The 14,906-nt window shown below is 64.0% G+C and carries 12 protein-coding genes and 1 riboswitch; of the genes, 8 read left to right on the top strand and 4 right to left on the bottom strand.

Annotated elements, in window-relative coordinates; genetic code table 11:
- Nucleotides 1–104: 104 nt before the first annotated feature.
- Nucleotides 105–1,520, bottom strand: coding sequence for an adenosylhomocysteinase (gene ahcY, locus THITHI_RS0108705; protein WP_026186195.1), 1,416 nt, complete (start codon nt 1,518–1,520; stop codon nt 105–107).
- 19 nt (nt 1,521–1,539) lie between these two features.
- Nucleotides 1,540–1,621: riboswitch (S-adenosyl-L-homocysteine riboswitch) on the bottom strand.
- A gap of 184 nt (nt 1,622–1,805) precedes the next feature.
- Nucleotides 1,806–2,981: a methionine adenosyltransferase gene (gene metK, locus THITHI_RS0108700; protein WP_018232698.1), complete on the bottom strand. Its 1,176-nt coding sequence runs from the start codon at nt 2,979–2,981 to the stop codon at nt 1,806–1,808.
- A gap of 524 nt (nt 2,982–3,505) precedes the next feature.
- On the opposite strand from metK, the gene tkt reads away from it, so the two are divergent.
- The 6 genes from tkt to THITHI_RS0108670 all read left to right on the top strand — a co-directional run bounded on the left by tkt (nt 3,506) and on the right by THITHI_RS0108670 (nt 11,230).
- Entirely contained in the window at nt 3,506–5,503 is a 1,998-nt protein-coding gene (gene tkt, locus THITHI_RS0108695) for a transketolase (RefSeq protein WP_018232697.1), read from the top strand.
- A gap of 78 nt (nt 5,504–5,581) precedes the next feature.
- Entirely contained in the window at nt 5,582–6,583 is a 1,002-nt protein-coding gene (gene gap, locus THITHI_RS0108690) for a type I glyceraldehyde-3-phosphate dehydrogenase (protein ID WP_018232696.1), read from the top strand.
- Between the two features lie 104 nt (nt 6,584–6,687).
- The gene (locus THITHI_RS0108685) at nt 6,688–7,866 is read left to right on the top strand and encodes a phosphoglycerate kinase (protein ID WP_018232695.1); all 1,179 of its coding nucleotides are present in this window, start codon (nt 6,688–6,690) and stop codon (nt 7,864–7,866) included.
- Between the two features lie 72 nt (nt 7,867–7,938).
- Entirely contained in the window at nt 7,939–9,381 is a 1,443-nt protein-coding gene (pyk, locus tag THITHI_RS0108680; RefSeq protein WP_026186194.1) for a pyruvate kinase, read from the top strand.
- Nucleotides 9,382–9,482: 101 nt separating this feature from the next.
- Entirely contained in the window at nt 9,483–10,547 is a 1,065-nt protein-coding gene (fba, locus tag THITHI_RS0108675) for a class II fructose-bisphosphate aldolase (RefSeq protein WP_018232693.1), read from the top strand.
- Between the two features lie 284 nt (nt 10,548–10,831).
- Nucleotides 10,832–11,230, top strand: coding sequence for a CPCC family cysteine-rich protein (locus THITHI_RS0108670; protein WP_018232692.1), 399 nt, complete (start codon nt 10,832–10,834; stop codon nt 11,228–11,230).
- A 100-nt stretch (nt 11,231–11,330) separates the two neighbouring features.
- On the opposite strand, the gene bioD is transcribed toward THITHI_RS0108670, so the two are convergent.
- The gene (gene bioD / locus THITHI_RS0108665; RefSeq protein ID WP_018232691.1) at nt 11,331–12,011 is read right to left on the bottom strand and encodes a dethiobiotin synthase; all 681 of its coding nucleotides are present in this window, start codon (nt 12,009–12,011) and stop codon (nt 11,331–11,333) included.
- 109 nt (nt 12,012–12,120) lie between these two features.
- Nucleotides 12,121–13,011, bottom strand: a complete 891-nt coding sequence (locus tag THITHI_RS0108660; RefSeq protein WP_018232690.1) for a phosphoribosylaminoimidazolesuccinocarboxamide synthase — start codon at nt 13,009–13,011, stop codon at nt 12,121–12,123.
- Nucleotides 13,012–13,249: 238 nt separating this feature from the next.
- On the opposite strand from THITHI_RS0108660, the gene purE reads away from it, so the two are divergent.
- The gene (purE, locus tag THITHI_RS0108655; RefSeq protein WP_018232689.1) at nt 13,250–13,717 is read left to right on the top strand and encodes a 5-(carboxyamino)imidazole ribonucleotide mutase; all 468 of its coding nucleotides are present in this window, start codon (nt 13,250–13,252) and stop codon (nt 13,715–13,717) included.
- On the top strand, nt 13,714–14,835 hold the full coding sequence (locus THITHI_RS0108650; protein WP_018232688.1) for a 5-(carboxyamino)imidazole ribonucleotide synthase: 1,122 nt from the start codon (nt 13,714–13,716) through the stop codon (nt 14,833–14,835). Before purE ends, THITHI_RS0108650 begins: the two co-directional genes overlap by 4 nt.
- Nucleotides 14,836–14,906: the final 71 nt, after the last annotated feature.

The raw sequence follows: 14,906 nt of genomic DNA, 5'->3' as shown, positions 1-14,906 counted from the left end.
ATCGGGCCGGGAAAGATCCCGGCCCAACGCGGTTTCCTTTGTTTTCCCGCCGGGAACCGGGTCGTCAGCCGGCATGGCGGACAACCCGTGCCCGGAACGGCCGATCAATACCGGTAGTGTTCCGGCTTGAACGGACCTTCCACCTTAAGGCCCAGGTAGCTGGCCTGCTCCTCGGTAAGACGGGTGAGGCTGGCTCCGATCTTCTTCAGATGCAGCTGCGCCACCTTCTCGTCCAGGTGCTTGGGCAGCACGTAGACCTCATTCTTGTAGCGGTCGCCATGGCAGTAGAGTTCGATCTGCGCCATTACCTGGTTGGTGAAGGAGTTGGACATCACGAAGCTCGGGTGGCCGGTGCCGCAGCCAAGGTTCACCAGACGGCCCTTGGCCAGCATGATGATGCGGTGGCCGTCGGGGAAGATCACGTGGTCCACCTGGGGCTTGATGTTCTCCCACTCGCACTTGCCAAGGCTCGCCACGTCGATCTCGGAATCGAAGTGACCGATGTTGCATACAATGGCCTGATCCTTCATGCGGGCCATATGATCATGGGTGATGACATCCTTGTTGCCGGTCGCGGTGACGAAGATGTCCGCCTTGTCGGCGGCCTCGTCCATGGTCACCACCCGGTAACCCTCCATGGCGGCCTGCAGGGCGCAGATCGGATCGATCTCGGTGATCCACACGTTGGCGCCGAGCCCGCGCAGGGACTGTGCACTGCCCTTGCCCACGTCGCCGTAGCCGCACACCACGGCCACCTTGCCGGCGATCATCACGTCCGTGGCACGCTTGATCGCGTCCACCAGGGATTCCCGGCAGCCGTAGAGGTTGTCGAACTTGGACTTGGTGACCGAGTCGTTCACGTTGATGGCCGGGAAGGGCAGGGTACCCTCCTTCTGCATCTGATAGAGGCGGTGCACGCCGGTGGTGGTCTCCTCGGTCACTCCCTTGAGATTCTTCTTGATATTGGAGTACCAGTTGGGGGACTTGGCCAGGCGCGCCTTGATGGAGGCGAACAGGGCCTGTTCCTCTTCGTTGCCCGGGTTCTCCAGCACAGACGGGTCGGTCTCTGCCTGGGCACCCAGCATGATCAGCAACGTGGCGTCGCCGCCGTCGTCCAGGATCATGTTGGGGGTGCCGCCGTCATGCCACTCGAAGATACGGTGGGCATAATCCCAGTATTCCTCCAGCGTCTCGCCCTTGAAGGCGAACACCGGCGTACCGTTGGCGGCGATGGCCGCGGCGGCGTGGTCCTGGGTGGAGAAGATGTTGCAGGAGGCCCAGCGGACCTCGGCACCCAGAGCCTCCAGTGTCTGGATCAGCACGGCGGTCTGGATGGTCATGTGCAGGCTGCCGGCGATGCGGGCGCCCTTGAGCGGCTTGTCCTTGGCGAATTCCTCGCGGGTGGCCATCAGACCGGGCATTTCGGTCTCGGCGATGGCGATCTCCTTGCGGCCGAAGTCGGCCTGGTTGATGTCGGCGACGATATAGTCGCCACTGCTCGGAGTCATCACAGCATTCATGGTTTATATCTCCATGGTTGTCGGATGAGCGCCGTTGCTACGGTTGGTGCCCCATGCCGAGCCTGACGGGGTCCAACCCCGCTGCAGCGCTCCTCGGCACGTTACAGCCCGCGAACGTCACTGTCCGCGGTGAAAATTCGGTTTATGGACCGCGACGCAAAGTCGCAAAGACGCAAAGGATCGCGAAGTAAACCTCTTGATCTTCAAGAACTCAAAAAAACTTTGCGCCCCTTTGCGTCTTTGCGTCTTTGCGTCGCGGTTAATCCGCATCGCGGTCAGATCAAATCAATCCAGCCCCGCCGCCGCGGCCAGTTCGGCGGCCTTGTCGGTGCGTTCCCAGGGCAGGTCCAGGTCCTCGCGGCCGAAATGACCGTAGGCGGCCGTGGCCTGATATCGGGGGCGCAGCAGGTCCAGCATGCTGATGATGCCCCAGGGGCGCAGATCGAAATGCTCCCGGATCAGTTCCACGATGCGCCGATCGCCCACCTTGCCGGTACCGAACGTATCGATGCTGATGGAGGTGGGCCGTGCCACGCCGATGGCATAGGAGACCTGGATTTCGCATCGGTCGGCGAGTCCGGCCGCCACCACGTTCTTGGCCACGTAGCGCCCGGCATAGGCCGCGGAGCGATCCACCTTGGAGGGGTCCTTGCCGGAGAAGGCGCCGCCGCCGTGGCGGGCCATGCCGCCATAGGTGTCCACGATGATCTTGCGGCCGGTCAACCCGCAGTCGCCCACCGGCCCGCCGATGACAAACTTGCCGGTGGGATTGATATGGATGTTTTCCTCCGGGCAGGTGTCCAGCCAATCGGCCGGGAGCACGGGCCTGATGATCATGTCCATCACCGCATCGCGCAGATCCGCCTGGGCGATGTCCGGATCGTGCTGGGTGGAGAGCACCACCGCGTCGATGCCGACCGGCGCGCCATCCTCGTAGCGAAAGGTCACCTGGCTCTTGGCATCCGGCCGCAGCCATGAAAGCTCCCCGTGCTTGCGGACCTCTGCCTGCCGGCGTACCAGCTTGTGGGCGTAGAAGATGGGCGCGGGCATCAGCGCATCGGTCTCGTTGCTTGCGTAGCCGAACATCAGGCCCTGATCGCCGGCACCTTGGTTTTCCCGGTTCTCCGAGTCACGGTCCACGCCCTGGGCGATATCCGGTGACTGCTTGCCGATGGCGTTGATCACCGCACAGGTATGCCCGTCGAAACCGGCGTCGCAGTTGTCGTAGCCGATGTCCAGCACCGCCTTGCGCACCAGGTCCTCGTATTCGAGGTTTGCGTGGGTGGTGATCTCCCCGGCCAGCACCACCATGCCGGTCTTCACCAGGGTCTCGCAGGCCACCCGGCCGTGCGGATCCTCGGCGAGTACCGCGTCCACGATGGCGTCGGAGATCTGGTCGGCCATCTTGTCCGGATGACCTTCGGATACGGACTCGGATGTAAACAAATGGCTGTTTTTCATGCCGCTGCGGGGGCTCCGGAGGTTGGGTTGGCCACGCTGTGGGCCGGGTGTCGGGGACCAAAAGAGCCGGAATTGTAGCCGATTTCCGGGTCCGGGTGCATCTTTGACCCCCCCAAAAGGGGGGTATGGGCCCGGTGGTGACTGTCGGCACAGGCCATTATTTGGCCAATAAAATCATTGTTTTATATGGAGTAATCGTGGCTGCATCGGCATTCCGGCTGCCGCCGCCGGCAACGCCGTGGCGCGCTCTCAGGCTTGCCCCGTATGGTGCTCTCGGGGAAAATGCACCGCGCTGTAAGCCTTCATCCGGGCCCGGTAACGCGCCGACCCTTTCGCCTCGAGGGGCAGGACGTCCTGGCGAGACCGTTCCCCAGAAGCCGGATAACGAGTGTGGTTTCGCGAGCATGCGGAGCGCGCGCGGACGCCTGACCGGATCCATTCCGGACGTATAACGAACAAGAAACCGGGCGCCGCGGATCGGAATACCGTTTTTGATCTTTGGACATCAAGTCAGGAGAACCTTTATGCCTTCCCGTAGAGATCTTGCCAACGCCATCCGTGCACTCAGTATGGACGCGGTCCAGAAGGCCAATTCCGGGCACCCCGGCGCCCCCATGGGCATGGCCGATATCGCCGAGGTGCTGTGGAACGAATACATGAAGCACAACCCCGCCAACCCCAAGTGGGCGGACCGCGACCGCTTCGTCATGTCCAACGGTCATGGCTCCATGCTGGTGTACTCGTTGCTGCATCTCTCGGGCTATGACCTGCCCATGGATGAACTCAGGAACTTCCGTCAGCTGCACTCCAAGACCCCCGGGCATCCCGAGTACGGGTACACCCCGGGTGTCGAGACCACCACCGGCCCCCTGGGTCAGGGTGTCACCAACGCCGTGGGCATGGCCATCGCCGAGAAGGCGCTCGCCGCGCACTTCAACCGTGACGGCCACGAGGTGGTGGACCACAACACGTATGTATTCCTGGGTGACGGCTGCCTCATGGAGGGTATTTCCCACGAGGCCTGTTCCCTGGCCGGAACGCTGGGGCTCGGCAAGCTGATCGCCTTCTACGACGACAATGGCATATCCATCGACGGCGAGGTGGAGGGCTGGTTCACGGACGATACCCCGAAGCGCTTCGAGGCGTATGGCTGGCACGTGGTGGCCGACGTGGACGGCCATGACGGCGAGGCCGTGAAGAAGGCCATCGAGGCGGCCCGCAAGGTCACCGACAAGCCGTCCATCATCTGCTGCAAGACGGTGATCGGCTGGGGTTCCCCCAACAAGCAGGGCAAGGAGGAATGCCATGGTGCGCCACTGGGCGACGATGAGATAAGGATGGTGCGCGAGACCATCGGCTGGACACACGAGCCCTTCGTGATTCCCGACGACATCTATGCCGGCTGGAACGCCCGGGACAGGGGCGCACAGGCCCAGTCCGCCTGGGACAAGCGTTTCGCCGAGTATGAAAAGGCCCACCCGGAACTGGCCGCCGAGTTCAAGCGCCGCATGGCCGGAGAACTGCCCGCCGACTGGCAGGAGAAGGCCGGTGCCTACATCAGGGAGACTGTCGAGAAAGCCGAGAAGGTGGCCTCCCGCAAGGCCTCCCAGAACGCCATCGGCGGTTATGCCCCGGCGCTGCCCGAACTGCTGGGCGGCTCCGCGGACCTGGCCGGTTCCAACCTGACGCTCTGGAAGGGCTCCAAGGGCATCAGCAGGAGCGACGGTGACGGCAACTACGTGTTCTACGGCGTGCGTGAGTTCGGCATGGCCGCGATCATGAACGGCGTTGCCCTGCACGGCGGATTCATCCCCTACGGCGGCACCTTCCTGATTTTCACCGACTATGCGCGTAACGGCATGCGCATGTCCGCGCTCACCCGGCAGCGGGTCATCTACGTGCTCACCCACGATTCCATCGGCCTGGGGGAGGACGGCCCCACCCACCAGCCGGTTGAACAGGTAAGCAGCCTGCGCATCATCCCGAACATGTCGCTCTGGCGCCCCTGCGACGCCGTGGAAACGGCCATGGCCTGGAAGGCGGGTATTGAGCGCACCGCCGGCCCCACGTCGCTGATCCTCTCGCGCCAGGGCCTGCCCCACCAGGCGCGCAGCGCAGAGCAGGTGGCCAGCATTGCTCGCGGCGGCTACATCCTCAAGGACAGTGACGGCACGCCGGACGCCATCATCATCGCCACCGGCTCCGAGGTGGCCATCGCCATGCAGGCCGCCGAGACCCTCGCCGGCAAGGGCAGGAAGGTGCGCGTGGTGTCCATGCCCAGCACCGACGTGTTCGATGCCCAGGACGCTGCCTACCGGGAGTCCGTGCTGCCCGCGGCCGTGCGTGCCCGGGTAGCGGTGGAGGCCGGCGTGACCGGCTTCTGGCTCAAGTACGTGGGCCTCGATGGCCGCGTAGTGGGTATCGATCGCTTCGGCGAGTCGGCCCCCGGCGATGCACTGATGAAGGAGTTCGGCTTCACCGCGGATAACGTGGCCAGGGCCGTGGAAGATGTGCTGGCCTGATTCAAGGTCACAAGGGGCGGTCGTGAGCGGACGCCCCTGGAGTTCTTAACACACTACGCAAAGTACGGAGAGTGAGACATGACGATCAAAGTCGGTATTAACGGTTTCGGCCGTATCGGCCGCATGGCCTTCCGCGCCATCAGCAAGGAATTCCCGGAGATCGAGGTCGTTGCCATCAACGACCTGCTGGATCCCGATTATCTGGCCTACATGCTCAAGTACGATTCCGTGCATGGCCGCTTCAACGGAGACATCGCCGTCGAGGGCAGCAACCTGGTGGTGAACGGCAAGAAGATCCGCCTGACCGCCGAGCGTGATCCCGCCAGCCTGAAGTGGAATGAGGCCGGTGCCGAGGTGGTGATCGAGTCCACCGGTTTCTTCCTGTCCGAGGACGTGGCCGGGAAGCACATCGAGGCCGGCGCCAAGAAGGTGGTGATGTCCGCCCCCTCCAAGGATGCGACCCCCATGTTCGTCTATGGGGTGAACCACGACAGCTACAAGGGTCAGGCCATCATCTCCGCCGCCTCCTGCACCACCAACGCCCTGGCGCCGGTGGCCAAGGTGTTGAACGACAGCTTCGGCATCAAGCGCGGCCTGATGAGCACCGTGCATGCCGCCACCGCCACCCAGAAGACCGTGGACGGCCCGTCCGCGAAGGACTGGCGCGGTGGCCGCGGCATCCTGGAGAACATCATCCCGTCCTCCACCGGTGCCGCCAAGGCCGTGGGCAAGGTGCTGCCCGAGTTGAACGGCAAGCTGACCGGCATGGCCTTCCGTGTGCCCACCTCCGACGTGTCCGTGGTGGATCTGACCGTGGAACTGAACAAGGAGGCTTCCTACGACGACATCTGCAAGGCCATGAAGGCGGCCTCCGAGAGCGGCCCCCTGAAGGGCGTGCTGGCCTATACCGACGAGAAGGTGGTCTCCACCGACTTCCGCGGTCAGAACATGCCGTCGATCTTTGATGCCGAGGCCGGTATCGCGCTGGATCCCACCTTCGTGAAGGTGGTGGCCTGGTACGACAACGAGTACGGCTACACCTGTAATATGCTCCGCGTGGTGGAGCATATCGGCAAGTAAGTCATGCGTGAGGCGTGAGGCGTGAGGCGTGAAGTGTGAGGGGTGATGCCACCCCCGCTTCCTTGCGCCTCACGCCTTACCCCTTACCCCTTACGGAGATAAACATGTCCGTCATCAAGATGACCGACCTGGATCTGGCCGGAAAGCGGGTGCTCATCCGCGAGGATCTGAACGTACCCGTCAAGGACGGCAAGGTCACCTCGGATGCCCGCATTCGCGCAAGCCTGCCCACCATCGAGCACGCCATGAAGGCGGGCGCGATGGTGATGCTCATGTCTCATCTGGGCCGCCCGGAAGAGGGCGTGTTCAGCGAGGAGAATTCCCTCAAGCCCGTGGCCGATCACCTCTCCGGCCTGCTGGGCAGTGAAGTGCGCCTGGTGCGTGACTATCTCGACGGCGTGGACGTGGCCGAAGGCGAGGTGGTCATGCTCGAGAACGTGCGCTTCAACAAGGGCGAGAAGAAGAACGACGAGGACCTGTCGCGTAGGTACGCGGCCCTGTGTGATGTCTATGTGATGGACGCCTTCGGCACCGCCCACCGCGCCCAGGCCTCCACGCACGGCGCCGGCCAGTACGCAACGACCGCCTGCGCCGGTCCGCTTCTGGCTGCTGAACTGGAAGCGCTCGGCAAGGCCCTGGGCAACCCGAAGCGGCCCCTGGTGGCCATCGTGGGCGGGTCCAAGGTCTCCACCAAACTCACGGTGCTGGAATCCCTCTCCGGTGTGGTGGACCAGCTCATCGTGGGCGGCGGTATCGCCAACACTTTCATTGCCGCCCAGGGTCATCCGGTGGGCAAGTCCCTGTACGAGGCGGATCTGGTGGACGAGGCGAAGCGCCTCATGACGGCCGCAAAGGAGAAAGGCGGCGACATCCCCGTGCCTACTGACGTGGTGACGGGAAAGGCGTTCTCCGAGTCGACTCCGGCCGAGATCAAGGCCGTGGCCGACGTTTCCGATGACGACATGATCTTCGATGTGGGTCCGGACACCGCCGCCTCCTATGCTGACCTGCTCAAGAAGGCCGGCACCATCGTCTGGAACGGTCCCGTGGGCGTGTTCGAGTTCGACCAGTTCGCGGCCGGAACCAGGGCGCTGGGTGAGGCCATCGCCGACAGCGACGCCTTCTCGATCGCCGGCGGCGGCGACACCCTGGCGGCCATCGACAAGTACGGTCTGGCTTCCCGCATCTCCTACATCTCCACCGGCGGCGGGGCATTCCTGGAATTCCTGGAAGGCAAACAGCTGCCGGCCGTGGCCATGCTGGAAGCGCGTGCCAAGGGCTGACGCCTGTTCGCGGCAACCGGCCGGGCGATCGCCCGGCCACTGTCACTGGACGGGCGAGCCGGGAACTGTCTCATGAGAAGAACAAAGATCGTAGCCACCCTGGGACCTGCGACCGACGGACCGGGGGTACTCGAGAGGCTGGTACACGCCGGAATGGACGTGGCGCGCATCAACTTCTCCCACGGCCAGGCCGAGGAGCACCGCCGCCGCGTGGAGGCGTTGCGCAAGGCTGCGGACGCCGCGGGCCGCGTGGTGGGCGTACTGGGAGATCTCCAGGGCCCCAAGATCCGCATTGCCCGATTCGCCGAGGGGGAGGTGGAGCTCAACGAGGGCGACGCGTTCGTGCTCGATGCGGCCCTGGGCGAGGATGCGGGCGACCGGGGGCGGGTGGGGCTGACCTACAAAGAACTGCCTGACGATGTGTATGCCGGTGACACCCTGCTCCTGGACGACGGGCGCGTCGTCCTCGACGTGGAACGTGTCGAGGGCGGTGTCATTCATACCCGTGTCACGGTGGGCGGCGCGCTGTCCAACAACAAGGGTATCAACCGCATGGGCGGCGGTCTGTCGGCACCGGCAATCACCGACAAGGACCGCGAGGATATCCGCCTGGCCGCGGAACTGAGCGTGGATTATCTGGCGGTGTCGTTCCCACGCTCCGCCGATGACGTTCACCTGGCCCGGGACCTGCTCCGCGAGGCTGGCGGCCACGGCGCCATCTGCGCCAAGATCGAGCGTTCCGAGGCGCTGGAGGCCATCGAGGAGATCATCATGGCCGCGGACGCCATCATGATTGCGCGCGGTGATCTGGGCGTGGAGATCGGCGATGCCGAGTTGCCGGGTGTGCAGAAGACCCTGATCAATCGTGCCCGCACCCTCAACCGGGTGGTGATCACCGCCACCCAGATGATGGAATCCATGATCCTGAATCAGATTCCCACCCGCGCCGAGGTCTTTGACGTGGCCAACGCGGTGCTCGACGGTACCGATGCAGTGATGCTGTCGGGAGAGACGGCCACCGGTCGTTATCCGGTCAAGGTGGTGGCCGCCATGGGCCGCATTTGCGAGGCGGCCGAACGCCAGCGCAGCGCGCGTGTTTCCCATCATCGTATGGACAGCCGCTTCGAGCGGGTGGACGAGGGCATCGCCATGGCAACCATGTACACGGCCAACCACCTGGATGTGCGTGCCATCGCTGCGCTCACCGAATCAGGTTCGACAGCGCTGTGGATGTCACGCATCAGTTCCGGCATCCCCATCTACGGCTTGACGCGCCACCAGCACACGCGTAGAAAACTGACCCTCTACCGGGGCGTCTATCCCGTTGCCTTCGAGGCAGTGCAGACCAGCCATGCGGAAACCAACCGCCAGGTGGTGGAGCTGCTGATCAGCGAGGGCATCGTCAAGGATGGAGACCTTGTGATCATCACCAAGGGAGACCTGGCCGGTGCCATGGGTGGCACCAATGCCATGAAGATCGTGCGGGTGGGAGAGCTTCTGGAATACGGTGCCTGAGGGGATTTCCCCGAGGTCCGGCCCGCGGAATCTGCGTCTATAATCGAACACCTGATACCGATTCGGACACAATCGCAAAACGTAACACATAGGAGGTCTGTATGGCCCTGATATCTCTGAGACAGCTGCTGGATCATGCCGCCGAACACGGCTATGGCATGCCCGCATACAACGCCAACAACATGGAACAGGTGCACGCGGTCATGCAGGCCGCCGACGAGGTGGACTCCCCGGTGATCATCCAGGCCTCCGCGGGCGCCCGAAAGTATGCTGGCGAGCCTTTTCTGCGCCACCTGATCATTGCCGCGGTGGAGCAGTATCCGCACATCCCCATTGTGCTGCACCAGGATCACGGCGCCGAACCCGCCGTGTGCTTCCGTTCCATCCAGTCCGGTTTCACCTCGGTGATGATGGACGGTTCCCTGATGGCCGACATGAAGACGCCGTCCACCTATGAATACAACGTGGATGTGACCCGCAAGGTCTCCGAGATGGCCCACGCCCTGGGTGTTTCCGTGGAAGGCGAGCTGGGTTGCCTGGGCAGTCTGGAGACGGGCATGGCCGGGGAAGAGGATGGCTCCGGTGCGGAAGGCAAGCTGGATCACTCCCAGCTGCTCACCGACCCGGACGAGGCCGCGGACTTCGTCAAGCAGACCAGTGTGGACGCCCTGGCGATTGCCATCGGCACCTCCCACGGCGCCTACAAGTTCACCCGTCCGCCTACCGGCGACATCCTGGCCATACAGCGCATCAAGGAGATCCATGCGCGCATCCCCAACACCCATCTGGTGATGCACGGCTCCTCTTCCGTGCCCCAGGATTGGCTGGAGATCATCAACACGTACGGCGGTGACATGGGTCAGACCTACGGCGTGCCGGTCGAGGAAATCCAGGAAGGCATCAAGCACGGCGTGCGCAAGGTCAACATCGACACCGACCTGCGCATGGCCTCCACCGGGGCAATCCGCAAGTTCCTGGCGGAGAACCCCAAGGAGTTCGACCCGCGCAAGTTCCTCAAGGCCTCCACCGTGGCCATGAAGGATATCTGCAAGGCCCGCTACGAGGCCTTCGGCTGCGCCGGCATGGCCTCCAAGATCAAGCCCCTCTCCCTCGAGGAAATGACCGCCCGATACAAGAGCGGCGAGCTGGATCCGAAGGTCAACTAAAGACCCGCAACCGTGCGGGGCATGCGCCCCGCATCGGTCGCACTGAAAGGCACAGGGGTTCGCCCTTGTGCCTTTTTTGTCAGTTGTCAGTGGTCCGTTGTAAAGACCCGTTGACATGCCTCCGGGGCCGATTACGCTCCTGACAACTGACAACTGACAACTGACAACTGACAACTGACAACTGACAACTGACAACTGACAACTGACAACTGACAACTGACAACTGACAACTGACAACTGACAACTGACAACTGACAACTGACAACTGACAACAACTGACAATCATGATCAAGGTCGGTGAAGCGAGGTTCCCCTGTCCGGTATGCGGCTACCGGGTGTTCGACATGCAGCCCGGCAGCCACCATCGCTGCCCCATCTGCTGCTGGGAGGACAACCTGGTGCAGCTGCGTTTCCCGCTCATGCCCGGCGGGCCCAACAGCGTTTCACTCGAGCGCGCGCAGCAGAACTTCGTGCAGTTCGGGGTTGCCGAACGACGTCATGAGGGCATGGGGCGCCGCCCGGTAGGCGAACACCGCGACAGTACCTGGCGTCCCCTGGATCCCGCGCGGGACAATGTCGAGATGCCTGCCCGGGGTATTGATTATGCAGACACTTATCCGACCCGGGATACCACGGTGCTGTATTACTGGAGCGAGCGGTACTGGCGGCGGGTGGCTGGGTGAGGCAGTGGCTAGTGGCAAGTCTCAAGTGGCAAGGAGGGCGCTGTGGGCGATCCGCTTGTAGGAGGCCCGACCCCGGGCCGAACCGCCGGTGACCGATAGATCAACGGCGTGTGGCGAGCCATGGGGCAAACACCTTCGCGCCTTCTCCATGGCCGTCCACCCGAGGAAAGCTCAGGAACGGGCAACGCAGACGCCTGGCGAGATCCGTCCGGTTGTCCATGCCCTCGGGGTGCGGCGTGTCCACCGCATTGAGCACCACCAGCGCCAGTTCAAGCCCCCGGCTACCCATCGCCTCGGCGCTGAGCAGCACATGGTTGATCACCCCCAGCCGGTCCGGTGCCACCAGGATCACGGGCAGGCCCAGGGCCCGGGCCAGATCGGCATTGAGGCCGTCTTCGGCCAGGGGCGAGTAGAAGCCGCCGGCGCCTTCCACCACCAGCGTGGTGTCCTGTCCCAGCCCCGTGACACAGGCCTGATGCAGCGCGTCCACGGAAAGTGTCTCACCAGCCAGGCGCGCGGCCCGGTCCGGAGAGAGCGCGTGGCGGAAGCGATAGGGCGTGACGGTGGCGAGATCGGCGAGCGGTTCCACGGCGGCGTCGCGCAGGGCGGCGCCATCCGCCGGAAAGAGCCCCTCACCGCGTGCTTCACAGCCCGATTCCACGGGCTTTCGCGGGCTGACGTGACGTCCCGCCGCCCGCAGGGCACGGATCAGCGCACAGGCCACCACCGTCTTGCCGACGCCGGTGTCCGTTCCGGTGATGAAGAAACCTCTTAAAGACATTCAAGGTTCAAGGTTCAAGGTTCAAGGTTCAAGGTTCAAGGGGATGGTTGGGTTGAACGGGTGTGGTGATGGCACGAGACGTGTACCCCTTTGAATTTTGAATCTTGAATCAGCCCTCGTCCGTTAGCCGCTGTAGCGCTTCGCGGTACTTCTCGGCGGTCTTCTGTACCACCTCCGGCGGCAGTTCCGGGCCCGGGGCCTTCTTGTCCCAGTCAAGGGTCTCGAGATAATCGCGCACGAACTGTTTGTCGAAGGAGGGCGGGCTGATGCCTGGGCGGTAGGTGTCCGCGGGCCAGAACCGGGAGGAGTCGGGGGTGAGGGCCTCGTCAATCAGGTGCAGTTCACCCTCGTCGTCCAGACCGAACTCGAACTTGGTGTCGGCAATGATAATGCCCCGTTCCAAGGCATGGGCCGCCGCCGTGTTGTAGAGGGACAGCGCCGTCTGACGCACCTGGGCGGCCAGCTCCGGGCCGACCAGCTCGGCGGTATAGTCGAAATCCACGTTCTCGTCATGCTCGCCCACCGCCGCCTTGGTGGCCGGGGTGTAGATGGGCTCGGGCAACCGGTCGGCCATCTGAAGCCCTTCCGGCAAAGGCAGTCCGCAGACCCGGCCGGTGGCCTGATAGTCCTTCCAGCCGGACCCGATCAGGTAACCCCGCACCACGGCCTCAATGGGCAGTGCCTTCAGGCGTTTCACCACCAGACTGCGTCCTTCCAGCGGGGCGCGTTCGGCGATGTCGGACACGGCCTCGGCAAGGCCCATGTCCGCCAGCTGATTGGGCACGATGGACTCCAGCTTCCTGAACCAGAACTCGGAGATGCGGGTGAGTACCTCGCCCTTGCCCGGAATGGGTGTGGGCAGTATCACGTCGAAGGCGGAGATCCGGTCCGTGGTGACGATCAGAAGGTGATGGTCTCCCACCGCATACAGGTCACGCACCTTGCCCCGATGGACCAGGGGCAGGGACGCAAGGTGGCTTTCAAACAGGGGCTCGGACATTCGGCTTTATCGGCGGCAGTTGCGTGTGTACATCCGATTGTGAAGGGGGAGGGGGTCAATTGGGAAGTGGCAACCGGGGGGTGATGCGGGAATCGGCCGGTGCGGGATTGCCTGCATCCTCGGTTCTCCTTCCCGATTCTCAATTCCCACTTCGCAATTCAATGGGTTATCCTTAGCGATCCTTCACTCTGCCGCACAAGCGAACATGTCCAACGAATCCCCAATTGTCGGCGTCGTCATGGGCAGTCAGAGCGACTGGCCGGTCATGGCCCATGCCGTGGACCAGTTGAAGGCCTTCGGCGTGCCCTACGAGGCGCGGGTGGTCTCCGCCCATCGCACCCCGGATCTGCTGTTCGAGTATGCCGAGGGCGCCCGGGGTCGGGGGTTGAAATGCATCATCGCCGGTGCCGGGGGTGCGGCGCATCTTCCCGGGATGCTGGCTTCCAAGACCACGCTGCCCGTGCTGGGGGTGCCGGTGCCGTCGCGGCATCTTCAGGGGCAGGATTCTCTGCTTTCCATCGTGCAGATGCCCAAGGGCATCCCGGTGGCGACTTTTGCCATCGGCGAGTCGGGCGCCGCCAACGCCGGCCTGTTCGCAGTCTCGATGCTGGCCGGGCACGATCCTGAACTGGTGGCCCGGCTGGCCGAGTACCGTCGCGAGCTTTCGGAGCAGGTGCTCGCCATGCAGCTGCCTCCGGTGCCGTGATCCTCCCCGGCGAGACACTCGGTATGCTGGGGGGCGGCCAGCTGGGCCGCATGTTTACCGTGGCTGCACGCACCCTGGGGTACCGGGTGCTGGTGCTGGACCCCGATACCGGCAGCCCTGCCGGGCGCATGGCCGACGAGCACCTGCATGCGGCCTACGGCGATGCCTGGGCCCTGGAGCAGATGGCGGGCCGTTGCGCGGCTGTGACCACCGAGTTCGAGAACATCCCGGCCGACACACTGGAGACGCTGGCGCAAAGCCTGCCGGTGCGTCCGTCCGCCGCGTGCCTGCTGCGCACCCAGGATCGCGGGCGTGAAAAGACATTTATCCAGTCCTTGGGTCTGCCGACCGCGCCTTTCCGGGTGGTGGGCGAGGCGGTTGAGCTGGACGACGCGTTTGCGCAGGTGGGCGCGCCCGCCATCCTCAAGCGTGCCGCCCTGGGCTACGACGGCAAGGGCCAGATCCCGGTGGATTCGCCCGAGGCGGCCCGGCGCGCCTTCGCGGACCTCGGGAGCGTGCCCAGTGTACTGGAACGCCGGGTGGATCTGGCCATGGAGATCTCCGTGGTGTTGTCCCGGGGCGTGGATGGCTCGACCCGGAGCTACCCGGTGGCGGAGAATGTCCACCGGAGCGGCATTCTGCACACGAGCATCGTGCCGGCCCGTGCCCCGGGCGAGCTGGTGGAGGCGGCTCGCCAGGCGGCCATGCGCCTTGCGGAGGCCATGGATTACGTCGGACTGATGGCGGTAGAGTTTTTTATCACCACGGCGGGCGAACTGCTGGTCAACGAGATCGCCCCCCGGCCGCACAACAGCGGCCACTTCACACTGGACGCCTGCGTCACTTCCCAGTTCGAGCAGCAGGTACGCGCCGTCTGTGGATTGCCCTTTGGCGACACCCGCCTTCTTTCGCCGGTGGTGATGGTCAACCTGCTGGGGGACTTGTGGGCCGGCGGCGAGCCGGACTGGTCCGCGCTGTTCCGGCACCCCGCGGCCAAGCTGCACCTCTATGGCAAGGCCGAGGCCCGCCCCGGCCGCAAGATGGGGCATTTCTGCGTACTGGGGGATGATCTGGAACGGGTGATCGCCGAAGCGGAGGCAATCTTCGATGCACTCTAATGAGGGCAATTCAAGATTCAAAGGGGAACGGTGCCGGGGCGCATCCCCCCTTGAATCTTGAATCACCTTTG

Origin of the sequence: Thioalkalivibrio thiocyanodenitrificans ARhD 1 (assembly GCF_000378965.1) — a bacterium.
In the GTDB taxonomy this organism is placed as follows: domain Bacteria; phylum Pseudomonadota; class Gammaproteobacteria; order Ectothiorhodospirales; family Ectothiorhodospiraceae; genus Thioalkalivibrio_A; species Thioalkalivibrio_A thiocyanodenitrificans.
This window is presented reverse-complemented; position numbering and strand designations above follow the sequence as displayed.

Bases quoted from the DNA above. Each gene is read 5' to 3' on its own strand.
- purE (WP_018232689.1), top strand. From the start codon at position 13,250: ATGGGCAGTCAGAGCGACTGGCCGGTCATGGCCCATGCCGTGGACCAG.
- THITHI_RS0108685 (WP_018232695.1), top strand. From the start codon at position 6,688: ATGTCCGTCATCAAGATGACCGACCTGGATCTGGCCGGAAAGCGGGTG.
- pyk (WP_026186194.1), top strand. From the start codon at position 7,939: ATGAGAAGAACAAAGATCGTAGCCACCCTGGGACCTGCGACCGACGGA.
- ahcY (WP_026186195.1), bottom strand. From the start codon at position 1,520: ATGAATGCTGTGATGACTCCGAGCAGTGGCGACTATATCGTCGCCGAC.
- tkt (WP_018232697.1), top strand. From the start codon at position 3,506: ATGCCTTCCCGTAGAGATCTTGCCAACGCCATCCGTGCACTCAGTATG.
- bioD (WP_018232691.1), bottom strand. From the start codon at position 12,011: ATGTCTTTAAGAGGTTTCTTCATCACCGGAACGGACACCGGCGTCGGC.
- metK (WP_018232698.1), bottom strand. From the start codon at position 2,981: ATGAAAAACAGCCATTTGTTTACATCCGAGTCCGTATCCGAAGGTCAT.
- fba (WP_018232693.1), top strand. From the start codon at position 9,483: ATGGCCCTGATATCTCTGAGACAGCTGCTGGATCATGCCGCCGAACAC.
- THITHI_RS0108670 (WP_018232692.1), top strand. From the start codon at position 10,832: ATGATCAAGGTCGGTGAAGCGAGGTTCCCCTGTCCGGTATGCGGCTAC.
- gap (WP_018232696.1), top strand. From the start codon at position 5,582: ATGACGATCAAAGTCGGTATTAACGGTTTCGGCCGTATCGGCCGCATG.
- THITHI_RS0108660 (WP_018232690.1), bottom strand. From the start codon at position 13,011: ATGTCCGAGCCCCTGTTTGAAAGCCACCTTGCGTCCCTGCCCCTGGTC.